This window comes from Acinetobacter lwoffii, assembly GCF_052078135.1.
Classification (GTDB): domain Bacteria; phylum Pseudomonadota; class Gammaproteobacteria; order Pseudomonadales; family Moraxellaceae; genus Acinetobacter; species Acinetobacter lwoffii_Z.
Window position 1 is genome coordinate 71,799 of sequence record NZ_JBQGUZ010000009.1, and the last position, 12,778, is coordinate 84,576.

The 12,778-nt window shown below is 45.6% G+C and carries 9 protein-coding genes; 5 read left to right on the forward strand and 4 right to left on the reverse strand.

Going from position 1 to position 12,778, the window contains the following annotated elements:
- Nucleotides 1-156 precede the first annotated feature (156 nt).
- Nucleotides 157-2,736: an ATP-dependent chaperone ClpB gene (gene clpB, locus ACTL4S_RS07955; protein ID WP_441299114.1), complete on the forward strand. Its 2,580-nt coding sequence runs from the start codon at nucleotides 157-159 to the stop codon at nucleotides 2,734-2,736.
- A 185-nt stretch (nucleotides 2,737-2,921) separates the two neighbouring features.
- Here the strand turns inward: clpB and rlmKL are convergent, their stop codons facing one another.
- Entirely contained in the window at nucleotides 2,922-5,126 is a 2,205-nt protein-coding gene (rlmKL, locus tag ACTL4S_RS07960) for a bifunctional 23S rRNA (guanine(2069)-N(7))-methyltransferase RlmK/23S rRNA (guanine(2445)-N(2))-methyltransferase RlmL (RefSeq protein WP_441299115.1), read from the reverse strand.
- A 232-nt stretch (nucleotides 5,127-5,358) separates the two neighbouring features.
- Between rlmKL and ACTL4S_RS07965 the strand changes: the two genes are divergently transcribed.
- From ACTL4S_RS07965 to ACTL4S_RS07980, 4 genes are all read left to right on the forward strand, one after another.
- Nucleotides 5,359-5,703 carry a hypothetical protein gene (locus ACTL4S_RS07965; protein WP_441299116.1) on the forward strand — a complete coding sequence of 115 codons (345 nt, stop codon included), beginning with the start codon at nucleotides 5,359-5,361 and terminating at the stop codon, nucleotides 5,701-5,703.
- Nucleotides 5,704-5,927: 224 nt separating this feature from the next.
- Nucleotides 5,928-6,944, forward strand: coding sequence for an aspartate carbamoyltransferase catalytic subunit (locus tag ACTL4S_RS07970; RefSeq protein ID WP_004730000.1), 1,017 nt, complete (start codon nucleotides 5,928-5,930; stop codon nucleotides 6,942-6,944).
- A gap of 10 nt (nucleotides 6,945-6,954) precedes the next feature.
- Nucleotides 6,955-8,190 (forward strand): dihydroorotase, encoded by a 1,236-nt coding sequence (locus tag ACTL4S_RS07975; protein ID WP_180038902.1) that lies wholly within the window; start codon nucleotides 6,955-6,957, stop codon nucleotides 8,188-8,190.
- Nucleotides 8,191-8,372: 182 nt separating this feature from the next.
- Nucleotides 8,373-9,863, forward strand: a complete 1,491-nt coding sequence (locus ACTL4S_RS07980) for an OmpA family protein (protein ID WP_441299117.1) — start codon at nucleotides 8,373-8,375, stop codon at nucleotides 9,861-9,863.
- Between the two features lie 54 nt (nucleotides 9,864-9,917).
- Here the strand turns inward: ACTL4S_RS07980 and ACTL4S_RS07985 are convergent, their stop codons facing one another.
- The 3 genes from ACTL4S_RS07985 to ACTL4S_RS07995 form a co-directional block, all read right to left on the reverse strand.
- Complete coding sequence (locus ACTL4S_RS07985) at nucleotides 9,918-11,330, reverse strand: short-chain fatty acid transporter (protein ID WP_312326314.1); 1,413 nt, start codon at nucleotides 11,328-11,330, stop codon at nucleotides 9,918-9,920.
- A 96-nt stretch (nucleotides 11,331-11,426) separates the two neighbouring features.
- Nucleotides 11,427-12,065 (reverse strand): CoA transferase subunit B, encoded by a 639-nt coding sequence (locus tag ACTL4S_RS07990; RefSeq protein ID WP_005104503.1) that lies wholly within the window; start codon nucleotides 12,063-12,065, stop codon nucleotides 11,427-11,429.
- A 2-nt stretch (nucleotides 12,066-12,067) separates the two neighbouring features.
- On the reverse strand, nucleotides 12,068-12,772 hold the full coding sequence (locus tag ACTL4S_RS07995) for a CoA transferase subunit A (protein WP_314103998.1): 705 nt from the start codon (nucleotides 12,770-12,772) through the stop codon (nucleotides 12,068-12,070).
- Nucleotides 12,773-12,778: the final 6 nt, after the last annotated feature.

Sequence of the window (12,778 nt, forward strand, 5' to 3'; positions counted from 1 at the left end):
CACTTGAAATATGATTTGATTACACCAATATTATTATTAAAGACTGTCTAAATGTTTATATTAAGTTTTTGAAAAATATATAAAAATGATTTGAAATTTTATCAAGTGCACCCATATATCCATCAAGTAGAAAATTTGTTGTGAGGAATAACAAGAATGCGTTTTGAAAAATTTACCAATCGCCTGCAGCAAACCCTTTCCGATGCACAATCGCTGGCCATGAGTAAGGATCATACCTCCATTGATGGGATCCATATCTTGGCCACCTTGATGGATGAAGCATCCAATGTCAGCCTGCTGCAACAGGCCGGTGCTAATCTGCGTGAGCTACAAACCAAGCTGCAAACAGCATTGAGCAATGCGGCAACCCTGACCAATCCATCAGCAGATATCAACCTCAGTCCTGAAGCGGCAAAAGTATTGCATCTGGCAGACAGCTTTGCGCAAAAAGCCGGAGATGAGTTTTTATCTACGGATTGGGTGCTGTTGGCGCTGGCAGAAACCGGAAATACCAAAACCTTATTAAATAGTATTGGCGTAAAGGCAGAGACTTTAGGCCAAGTGATTAATCAATTTCGAGGCGATGAAAAAGTCATGAGCAATAATCATGAAGATCAGCGTGATTCACTGAATAAGTACACCATTGATTTAACTGAACGTGCGTTGGCAGGCAAGCTTGATCCTGTGATTGGCCGTGATGATGAAATCCGCCGTACCATTCAGGTCTTATCACGCCGTACCAAAAATAACCCGGTACTCATCGGTGAGCCAGGGGTCGGTAAAACCGCAATCGTCGAAGGTCTGGCGCAGCGGATTATCAATGGTGAAGTGCCTGAAGGACTCAAAGGTAAACGTGTTTTATCACTTGATCTGGGTTCTTTGCTGGCCGGTGCCAAATACCGTGGTGAGTTTGAAGAACGCTTAAAAGCCGTTCTGAAAGATATTGCCAAACATGAAGGCGAAATCATCCTGTTTATCGACGAGTTGCATACCTTGGTGGGTGCCGGTAAAGGTGATGGCGCGATGGATGCCGGTAACATGCTGAAACCTGCGCTGGCCCGTGGCGAGCTGCGCTGCGTCGGTGCGACCACACTGGATGAATATCGTCAGTATATTGAAAAAGATGCAGCACTGGAACGTCGTTTCCAGAAAGTGCTTGTCGATGAGCCAAGCGTAGAAGATACCATTGCGATTCTGCGTGGTTTGAAAGATCGCTATGCTACCCATCACGGGGTACAGATTCTGGATTCCGCGATTATTGCGGCGGCGAAAATGTCGCATCGTTATATTACCGATCGTCAATTACCGGATAAAGCCATTGACCTGATTGATGAAGCAGCATCGCGCATCAAAATGGAACTCGATTCTAAACCAGAAGCACTGGATAAACTGGAACGCCGTCTGATTCAGTTAAAAATGCAGCTGGAAGCGGTGAAAAAAGATGAAGACTCAGGTGCCAAAGCTGAGATTCAATACTTGTCTGATCAGATCGCCACAGTTGAAAAAGAGTATCATGACCTAGAAGAAGTCTGGCGCGCAGATAAAGCGCTGGTCGAAGGCAATAAAGACGTACAGATCAAACTGGATCAGGCGCGTACAGCACTTGAAAAAGCGCAACGTGAAGGTGATCTGGGCGAGGCAGCACGTTTGCAATATGGCGTGATTCCAGAGTTGCAAAAGCAGCTTGAGCTGGCTGAAAAAGCCGATGAAAGTGCAACGCCAAAATTGCTGCGTAACAAAGTCACCGACAATGAAATCGCAGAAGTGGTCAGTGCAGCCACAGGAATTCCTGTGGCGAAAATGCTGCAAGGCGAGCGTGACAAACTTCTACATATGGAAGAATTTCTGCATAACCGTGTGGTAGGGCAAGATGAAGCCGTAGTTGCGGTGTCTAATGCGGTGCGCCGTTCACGTGCCGGTCTGTCAGATCCGAACCGTCCAAGTGGATCATTCCTGTTCCTGGGACCAACGGGTGTGGGTAAAACAGAATTGACCAAAGCCTTAGCGAACTTCCTGTTTGACAGCGACGATGCCATGGTGCGTATCGATATGTCGGAATTTATGGAAAAACATTCGGTGAGCCGTTTGGTCGGTGCGCCTCCGGGCTATGTCGGTTATGAAGAAGGTGGGGTGCTTACTGAAGCCGTACGTCGTAAACCGTATAGTGTGATCTTGTTTGATGAAGTCGAAAAAGCGCATCCGGACGTATTTAACATCTTGCTACAGGTACTGGATGATGGCCGTTTAACTGACTCGCAAGGCCGGCTAGTGGACTTTAAAAACTCTGTGATCGTCATGACTTCGAACCTGGGTTCGCAGGATGTACGTGAATTGGGCGGTAATGCCACAAAAGAAGAAGTCCGTACGGTGGTGATGAATGCGGTATCGGAACATTTCCGTCCAGAATTTATTAACCGTATTGATGAACTGGTAGTGTTCCATGCGCTGGAAAAAGACCAGATTCGCGGTATTGCCGATATCCAGTTGAACCGTTTACGTCAACGTCTGGCAGAACGTGATATGCGCTTGTCGGTAGATGACAGTGCTTTCGATCAGTTAATCGATGCTGGCTTTGATCCACTGTATGGTGCGCGCCCCCTGAAACGTGCAATCCAGCAGCGTATTGAAAATGGTCTGGCGCAGAAAATCCTGGGCGGAGAGTTCCAGCCGGGCGATACCATTCTGGTGAAAGCTGAAGCAGGTGAGTTAATCTTTGAAAAAATGAAACTTAACTAAACCGCTTCTCCTTGCAACAAAAAACCCAGCCTAGGCTGGGTTTTTTTTAATCTTATTTTTAACTTCGAGCATTGCAACACTTTTGTATTCTTGTTGCGGCGAGCTTTAAAGCATGGCTTAAAACTCAGCTCAGGGAAAATAAAGAAGATATCAATCGTGATAAAGACAGTTAATTCATCATCAAATTACACTTGCGGATGACGGATTTTCCAGGCACGGTGAATCTTTTGATTCCGCTTGAAGTCAGGTCCAATGGTTTCCTGGGTAATTTCTTCAACATCAAAGAAGGCCAGAATTTCTTCATCCATCTCAAAACCACGATAGTTATTTGAGAAATACAAGGTACCATCAGTGGTTAAGCGGTTCATCGCACGTTTTAACAGGGACAAATGGTCGCGCTGTACGTCAAAGGTCCCGTAGAATTTCTTCGAGTTTGAGAAGGTTGGTGGGTCGATAAAGATCAGCTCATATTGCTCATGACCTTCTTTTAGCCATTCGAAACAGTCAGAGGCAAAGAACTGATGCTGTTCATCCGCATGATCCACGGTTAAGCCGTTCAGAACAAAATTTTCTTTAGACCAGTTCAAATAAGTATTCGACAGATCGACGCTGGTTGTACTTGCAGCACCACCCAAAGCAGCATGTAAACTTGCCGTTGAGGTATAGCTGTACAGGTTCAGGAAGTGTTTGCCTTTTGCTTCACGTGCAATACGTAAACGCATTTGACGGTGATCCAGGAAAAGACCGGTATCCAGGTAATCGGTCAGGTTGACCAGAATCTTGGCCTTGCCTTCCTGTACGATAAAACGCTTGGATGCTGTACTTTGTTTGGTGTACTGGTTTTTACCTTCCTGACGTGCACGGGTCTTGATAAAGATCGCATCACGGCCCAAACCGGTCACGGCACGAATGGCCTGTAAGGCCAGGTTGAAACGTTTTTTGGCTTTTTCCGGATCAATAGTTTTAGGTGGCGCATATTCTTGTACATGCAAACGCTCGCCATACAGATCTACTGCGACGTTAAAATCAGGTAAATCTGCATCATAGAGACGTAAACAATGGATCTGTTCCTTGACTGCCCATTTTTTTAGAGCTTGCATATTTTTGGTCAGACGGTTGGCAAACTCCATCGCACCTTCAATCGGTTCAAACTGCTGAGGCTGCCAGCTTTCTAGGAATGGACGTACCACTGCGGCCGGTTTAACCGTACCGAAGCGGATATAGATCGGCAATTTACCATTCATCAAACGCAGGATTTGCGGATCATTGAACGCCAGCACATCGGCCTGTTCCACTTGGGAGGCAATCACAGCCGCTTTTTGATTCGGGAAATTCTTTTGCAATAAAGCCGATAAACCCAGGTATAAAGAACGGTTTTGCGCTTTATCGCCGAGACGCTCACCATAAGGCGGGTTGGTCACGAAGAAGACTTTTTTGCCTTCAGCCTGAAAATCCGGCCAGTCATTTAAAGTACGCTCTTCGATCATGATATTGTCGAGAGCAGCTTCAAAACCTGCCGCGATGATATTTTGACGTGTCGCTTTTACAGCTTCCCAATCTGCATCGAAGGCATAAAATTGCGGTAATGGATTTTCCATTGCCGCTTGGTGGCGTTCAGCTGCTTCAGCTTTAATGCCCATCCAGAGTTCATGGTCATGACCATTCCAGCCATTAAAACCGAAACGGCGTACCAGGCCAGGCGCACGGTCGGTCAAAATCATTAGGGATTCAATAATAAAGGTACCTGAACCACACATTGGATCGACAATGATGTCCGGATTTAACGCTTTTAAACCACCTTTTTGCAGAATCGCAGCGGCCAGGTTTTCCTTGATTGGGGCGTCAGTCATAAAGCGGCGATAACCGCGTTTATGCAAAGAGTCGCCAGACAGGTCCAGGCAGTAAGTATGTTCTTTCTTGCCTGCCAGAATATACATGGTAATTTCAGGCTGTTTGGTATCAATGCTTGGACGTTTGCCTACGGCTTCCATAAAGGAATCTACGACACCATCTTTGGCACGTAAAGTCGCAAACTGGGTATTGACCTTGATATCACGTTCGACATGCAAACGAATCGCAAAGGTACTTTGTGGTGCAAAAATCAGCGACCAGTCAAAGCTGAGAGCCCCTTCATAGAGTTCTTCTGCCACATCACGGGCATCATGAGAAAATTCAATTTCATGCGTGTGGATCGGCATCAAGACACGTGAAGCCAGACGTGACCACATGCAGATACGATAAGCATTTTCCAGTGTACCTTTAAAGGTTAAACGGCCCGGAAAACGCTCAATATTCTGAACACCTAAGCCTTGTATTTCTTCTTCTAATAAGGTTTCCAGACCATCGGCACAGGTGACCCAATAATTGCTTAAACGTGGAGAGGTATTCATATAATAGAGAGACCAAAAAAGATAAATAAAAAACTGCGCTAAGTTTACCGTATTTTTATATTGAAAGCTTTTGAAATTCTCTGAAAGGCCGTGGCATGTGATAGAGAAAAATAATATTCACACTATAAATTGAGGAACTGGTACGCATTTTGCTCTATACATGGCAAATCAGGCGGTCAGTCGATGGGGAGCGATGGCTGCCTGATTTTTCAATTTTATAATGGGGGTTAAGATGTTAGAGAATCAGTTACGCAACCATGACGCTTTTTCAGTGGCCACTTTAATTTATGCACGTTTACGACGGGTTTCCGGTCGGGTAATTGATGCAATTTATCTGGCAGAGAACCTGGATTATGCCCGGCATGTGATTCAACTGGCAGAGCAAACCCAGGATCCAGATTTGAATCATCTGATCCAGCGCCTCAAAATGGTACTGGAGATTTCTGAAACAGCACAAGATTCACCAACAGAATCTGCACACCCGATCCAGCAGGAAGGGCTGATCTCGGTCGAACCGGATGAAGACGATATCTATCGTGCACAGGTGTCACATCGTTATATTGGTGCACTGCGTTAAACCTGAGATGGGTGTGAATGTTCCAGACTGAAGCGCCCGTTGGTTTTGTACTTAAAATCAGCAAGATGCAAATCGGGTTAAATTATCTTATTGAAAAAATACAAAGGAATCTGATTTTTTATTTTTATTGTTCAGATGCTTTTTGTACAAGTAGCAGCATGGCCAACTATAAAAATTCGCCAATCTCTGTATAATATGTTGACTTAACGCATAAGGAATCTCTCATGCACTTGGCGGCATTGCATACACCGAGCCAGATTCAACTCAATAAAGAAGGTAATCTAAAACACTTCTTGACCATCGAAGGTCTATCTAAAGAAACCCTGACAAAAATATTGGACACTGCACAGTCCTTTTTTAATGACCAAAATCAGCTGATCACCAATAATTTGCTCGAAGGCAAAACGGTGATGAACCTGTTCTTCGAAAATTCAACCCGTACCCGCACCACCTTTGAAGCCGCTGCCAAGCGCCTTTCTGCCAACGTTCTCAATATCGATATTGCCCGTTCGAGTACTTCCAAAGGTGAAACCCTGCGTGACACCTTATGGAATCTGGAAGCCATGGCGGCCGATATTTTTGTGGTACGTCATTCATCTTCAGGGGCAGCGCATTTTATTGCCAAAGATGTCTGCCCAACGGTGGCAATTATTAATGCCGGTGATGGCCGTCATGCGCATCCGACTCAAGCGATGCTGGACATGCTGACCATTCGCCGCGAAACCAAGAAAAAATTCGAAGAAATGTCGATTGCCATTATTGGCGATATCAAGCATTCACGTGTCGCGCGTTCAGATGTGGCTGCCTTGCAAACTTTAGGTTGCCAGGATATCCGGGTGATTGCACCGAATACCTTGCTGCCATTGGGTTTTGAAGAATATGGCGATGGTGTTCGTCTATTTAACAATATGGAAGACGGCATCAAAGACTGCGACGTAATCATTACCTTACGTATTCAAAACGAGCGGATTGATTCTCCGGCACTGGCCTCGCAAGCTGAGTTCTACAAAATGTATGGCTTGAATAAAGAACGTCTTGCCATGGCCAAACCGGATTGTATCGTGATGCATCCGGGACCAATGAACCGCGGCGTTGAAATCGACTCAAGTATTGCGGATGGTCCGCAATCTGTGATTTTGAAGCAGGTGACTAATGGCATTGCAGTGCGTATGGCGGTGTTGGCTTTATCGATGCAAGGCCAGTTACAAGAACAAGGTTTGATTGAAGCGATTGCGGGTTAAGGAATAAGTCATGACTATTGTAAAAATTGAAAATGTCCGTGTTCTTGATCCAATCCAAAACACTAATTCTATCCAGACCGTGTATCTGGAAAATGGAAAATTCGTTGCAGAAACAGCAGACGTCTCTGAAACGATTGATGGTCAAGGCAAATGGTTAATGCCAACCATGGTCGATTTGTGTGCGCGTTTACGTGAACCGGGTCAACAGCAACACGGTACGCTTAAGTCTGAAGGAAAAGCGGCACGTGAAAATGGCATTTTGCACGTATTTACGCCACCCGATTCAAAGCCAATCGTACAAGATAATGGTGCGCTGATTCACGGTCTGGTCGAAAAAGCCATGCTGGATGGTGGGATCTATCTTCAAGTGATTGGTGCGCAAACCCAAGGCTTAAATGGTCAACAACCGGCAAATATGGCAGGCTTGAAAAAGGGCGGTTGTACTGCCGTCTCCAATGCCAGTGCGTCGTTTGCCAATGATGATGTGGTACTGCGTACCCTTGAATATGCTGCAGGCTTAGACCTGACGGTGGTGTTCTATGCGGAAGAACCACAAATTGCCAAAGACGGCTGTGTGCATGAAGGGTTTATTGCATCACGTCAGGGCTTGCCGATGATTCCGGCACTGGCTGAAACCGTGGCGATTGCCAAATATCTGTTGATGATTGAATCAACCAAAGTACGAGCACACTTTGGTCTGTTGTCTTGTGGTGCTTCGGTGGAATTGATCCGTATTGCCAAGGAAAAAGGCTTACCGGTGACCTGTGATGTGGCCATGCATCAGTTACATTTAACTGATCATTTGATTGATGGATTTAATTCACTGGCACATGTGCGTCCACCGCTTCGTTCTGAACAGGACAAAGAATTACTGCGTCAGGGTGTAAAATCAGGTGTGATTGATGCGATTTGTACTCATCATGAACCACTAAGCAGCTCTGCGAAAATGGCGCCGTTTGCTGAAACGCAGCCAGGTTTCACTGCTTTTGATACCTATGTACCTTTTGGTCTGCAACTGATTCGTGAGGGATTGTTGACTCCACTGGAATGGGTGGAAAAAGTGACCTTAGCTCCGGCACGTGTTGCACAAATGGCAGATCGATGGATAAATGAATCAGGCTGGGTGTTGCTAGATCCGGAACTGGAATGGACCCTGAATAAAGAAAGTATCGTGTCACAAGGTAAAAATACCCCGTTAATTAATCAAAAAGTGCTGGGTAAAGTGGTTCAAACTTTTGCTGCTTAAGTGATCCCAATTTTATAAAAGTCAGCTTCGGCTGGCTTTTTTTATTTTTTAAATTTTGTGTTGGTAAAATGAGTACTCAATAAAAATAGTGAAACTTTATGATATTCATACAATTATTTACATTTTAAAAAAATGGGGATCGTTACACTGATTAAATATTAAACATTAGAAAAATCAAAAGAATGGTGACGATTATGAATATAGACTTTATAGAACGCTTAAAAAGCGATGTTACGGCGATTGTGCTTCAAGGTGAAACCGAGCATTTATTTGCCAAAGATCAAGCTTTGGCTCAATTCTATCCCATATTTTTAAGTATATTGCGTTCACGTCCCGCCTGGATCGAGAATCTTGGTCAGCAACTTAATCCAAAAATTCATGAATTATTCAATGCAAACCCGGCACTCAAGCAGCAGTTTCTCGATCAAGTGGATCAGAGCGCGCCGCAAGATGAAATAGAGCATACCTTGAACCGGTCAATTGTACCGACTATGAATTTTTTACAGACCGAAGCGGGTGCTTCAAGTCCGGAAGCGATTAGCCATTTGCTGGAAACCCACGCCGATTCGATTCAGCGCGCATTACCCCTTTGGGCTGGCCCTATTCTGGCAGCGCTTGGAGTTTCACCCTTGGCAGGGCAGAATTTAAATCAGGAACCTGTATTGGCGGAGCAGACCATCATTGTTCAGGAAGAAAGAAAAACCGGCTTTTTATGGCCGTTTATTATTTTTCTGATCCTGGCGGGTTTGATCCTGTTTCTGGTTCGTAGCTGCATGCAGGATGGTGTTGAAGATTCAAATACCCAGGCAACGAGCGAAGTTGCCGCAGCTCAGCCTGCATCCTTGCGATTGAGTACTGGTAGCAATGGCGAAATTGTCAGTTGCCAATTACAGCTGAATAATCCGCAGTATATGGAAATTCTACAAAATGAGATCAAACAGATCTTTAATTATAATATTGGTTGTGGTGCGCTGAGCAGTGAGGTTTATCATTCAGAATTCACCGATCAAGATACTATTCCGACTGTTTTGAGAACAATGCAGGGAATGCCAAATGTGTCACTTGACTGGATTGGCAATCAGGTTTCAGTGCGTGCAGCAACCAATTCAGAGGCCGAGCGTCTGGCAGCACAAATTCGTAGTCTGGCCAAAAATGTCACAGTGGTGACCCAGCAGCCGCTCAATAGAAGTGACGTGATTAATACCGCCAATAGTGAGGCAGAACAAGCCTTGGCCAGTATCAAGACCGATAATGTTAAAGCGCTGGATGTGGCGACTGCACTGAATTTACAGATCATTAATTTTGATACGGCATCGACTGAAGTTCCCGAGGTCAATAAATTGGTGCTGGATCAGGCTGCTGCATTATTGCAACGAGCACCGCATGTCATTCTGAAGGTTACAGGACATGCCGATGCTCAGGGTAGTGAAGCAGAAAATAAGGTGCTGTCTGTGCAACGAGCTCAAGCGATTACCAGTTATCTCGTTGGAAAAGGGGTCAATCCTGCACAGTTACAGGCAGTTGGCATGGGAGAGGATCAGCCGGTTGAACCCAATGCCACACCTGCCGGACAGTTTCAGAATCGTCGCGTGACCTTTGAGGTCGTGAATACCGAAACGGGAATTGTACGTGAAGTAGATGATGAAGGTGTAGTTGAGAAGACAGGAAATTAAGAGAGCAGCCTAAATGAAAAAGGACGAATCTTCGTCCTTTTTTATTATCTTAAATTAAGAAAATACCGGCGGGCTATAAGTCAATGTCCGACCAAGGAACCATAGCAGGAACAGTACCAAAGGCAGATGGAAAATCAACTGGGTCACCGTAAATCCAATCACATCTTTGGCTTTTAATTTCAGGATACCCAGCATCGGCAACATAAAGAATGGATTAATCAGATTCGGCAAGGCTTCTGCTGCATTATAAATCTGCACTGACCAGCCCAGATGCACTTTCAAGTCATGTGCAGCCTGCATCACATAGGGTGCTTCGATAATCCATTTTCCACCGCCAGAAGGAATAAAGAAGCCCAGAATCGCTGAATAGAGTCCCATCACGATGGCAAAGGTTTCCTGCGAGGCAATCGAAACGAAAAACTCGGCAATGTAATGTGACAATGACAGATCGGCCGGGTTTAGCGCATTGGTCATCATAAAGGCAATACTGCCATACAGTGGAAACTGGATCAGTACCCCAGAAATGGCGGGTACGGCTTTGGATACCGCATTCAGGAAATTTCGCGGTGTACCGTGTAAGGCCACGCCCAAAATCAGGAAGATAAAGTTATAGGTATTTAAGCTGGAAATGGCCAGAATCGGATTGCTTTTGGAAAATTCGTTAAACATCCAGACTGCGCCCAGAATCACAATCAGAATGCTTAAAATGGGTGAATTTTCCAGCCAATCCCCCGGTCTTTTTTCGGCAGATACGTCCGGTTTTTCTTCTTCAATCTGAATCGGGAAGTGCTCAATGGTTTTAATGTCAGACCCTTTAGGTGCTGACCAGTAAGCAATCGCAATTGAAGCTACAATCAGTACCGCCGTCATGATCATGGATTGCGGCAGGAAAATGGTTTCGGTAAATGGAATCACGCCCGTCAGATTATAAATCGGTTCAGGCAGACTGCTTTTATTGGCCTGTAACTGTGCAGCTGAAGAACTGATGCCCAGTGCCCAGGTCGCACCCATCCCGATAATCGCGGCAGCCGCAGCAGCGCGGTAATCCATGTTAAGCTCTTTACGCTGTGCCAGTGCAATCACTAGGAGTGCAGTCAGTACAGTACTCATGGCCCAATTAATCAGAGAAATTAACAGGCTGACCGTGGCGACCAGGACAATCGCACCACGACCGGAATGTGGCAGGCGCGCCATTTTCTGGATCAGAAGCTGGACAGGCTTGGACACCGAAACCACATAACCGACCACGATCAGCATGCACATCTGCAAGGTAAAGGGAATCAGGCTCCAGAAGCCGTCACCAAAGGAAATCGCGACATCCTGTGCCGGTGCACCAATTCCGATAGCGGCAATCGCCACAATGATGACGCCGAGCAGGGCAAAAATATAAGAATCCGGAAACCATTTTTCAGACCAGTCGCTGACGCGCAAGGCGAAGCGCTGCAAAATATTTTGTTGAGTTTGCATGATTAAAATCCATTTATTCTGCGATTATTATTTTGAAATGAAACAGCTATATATAAAAAAGCCCTTAAGAAATTTTATTCTTAAGGGCTGGCTGGATCAGGCAGCATTACGTAGTAGCGCTACCCCCGTGACTTTTTGAATCTCTTCAAAACTGACCTCTGGTGCCAGTTCAACCAGTCGAATTCCATCAGGACTAACATCCAGTACACCGAGGTCGGTAATAATCCGGTTCACCACAGCCTGGCCGGTCAGCGGCAAGCTACATTGCGGTACAATCTTCGGTGTACCATCTTTGGCGCAGTGTTCCATTAAGACCACGACTTTTTGTACACCCGCGACCAGATCCATGGCACCGCCCATGCCTTTGACCTTTTTGCCCGGAATCATCCAGTTGGCCAGATCACCAGTTTCAGACACTTCCATAGCACCCAGAATGGCGATATTGACATGACCGCCACGGATCATGGCAAATGAGTCGGCACTTGAGAAAAATGAAGCACCTTTACGCGCGGTAACCGTCTGTTTACCGGCATTGATCAGGTCGGCATCGACAGTTTCCTCGGTTGGAAATTCACCAATCCCCAGCAAACCATTTTCCGATTGCAGCCAGACATTGATATTTTCCGGAATATAATTTGCGACTAGCGTCGGCAGGCCAATCCCTAAATTGACATAGAAACCATCTTCAAGCTCTTGTGCCGCGCGCTGCGCCATTTCATTACGTGTCCAAGCCATGATCAAGCCTCCGCCTTTAAGGTCATCTGTTCAATACGTTTTTCCGGTTGAGCATTCACGACTATCCGGTTCACATAAATTCCCGGAAGATGGATTTCATCTGGATCCAGCGCACCAATCTCTACAATTTCTTCAACTTCAGCAATGGTGACTTTGCCCGCCATGGCACAGACCGGATTAAAGTTCTGGGCGGTTTTACGGAAAATCAGGTTACCGGCTTTATCGGCCTTATAGGCTTTAACCAAGGCGACATCAGCAGTTAAAGACTCTTCCAGGATATATTTCTTGCCCTTAAATTCACGTTCATCCTTACCTTCAGCAATCACGGTTCCGACACCCGTCGCCGTATAAAAAGCCGGAATACCGGCACCGCCAGCACGTAATTTTTCTGCCAAAGTCCCTTGTGGAGTAAGTTCAACTTCCAGTTCGCCATTTAAATATTGACGTTCGAATTCCTTATTTTCACCGACATAAGAGGAAATCATTTTTTTAATCTGTTTGGTTTCCAGCAGAAGTCCCAGACCGAAGCCGTCTACGCCGGCATTGTTGGAAATACAGGTGAGTTGCTTAGCACCTGTTTCTTTTAAAGCTGCGATCAAAGCTTCCGGAATACCACATAGGCCAAAACCACCAACGGCCAGGGTATGACCATCTTGCACCACATCCTTTAAGGCGGATTGAGCGCTGTCATAAACCTTGTTTGACATCTTGTC

Bases quoted from the DNA above. Each gene is read 5' to 3' on its own strand.
- clpB (WP_441299114.1), top strand. From the start codon at position 157: ATGCGTTTTGAAAAATTTACCAATCGCCTGCAGCAAACCCTTTCCGAT.
- rlmKL (WP_441299115.1), bottom strand. From the start codon at position 5,126: ATGAATACCTCTCCACGTTTAAGCAATTATTGGGTCACCTGTGCCGAT.
- ACTL4S_RS07965 (WP_441299116.1), top strand. From the start codon at position 5,359: ATGTTAGAGAATCAGTTACGCAACCATGACGCTTTTTCAGTGGCCACT.
- ACTL4S_RS07970 (WP_004730000.1), top strand. From the start codon at position 5,928: ATGCACTTGGCGGCATTGCATACACCGAGCCAGATTCAACTCAATAAA.
- ACTL4S_RS07975 (WP_180038902.1), top strand. From the start codon at position 6,955: ATGACTATTGTAAAAATTGAAAATGTCCGTGTTCTTGATCCAATCCAA.
- ACTL4S_RS07980 (WP_441299117.1), top strand. From the start codon at position 8,373: ATGGTGACGATTATGAATATAGACTTTATAGAACGCTTAAAAAGCGAT.
- ACTL4S_RS07985 (WP_312326314.1), bottom strand. From the start codon at position 11,330: ATGCAAACTCAACAAAATATTTTGCAGCGCTTCGCCTTGCGCGTCAGC.
- ACTL4S_RS07990 (WP_005104503.1), bottom strand. From the start codon at position 12,065: ATGGCTTGGACACGTAATGAAATGGCGCAGCGCGCGGCACAAGAGCTT.
- ACTL4S_RS07995 (WP_314103998.1), bottom strand. From the start codon at position 12,772: ATGTCAAACAAGGTTTATGACAGCGCTCAATCCGCCTTAAAGGATGTG.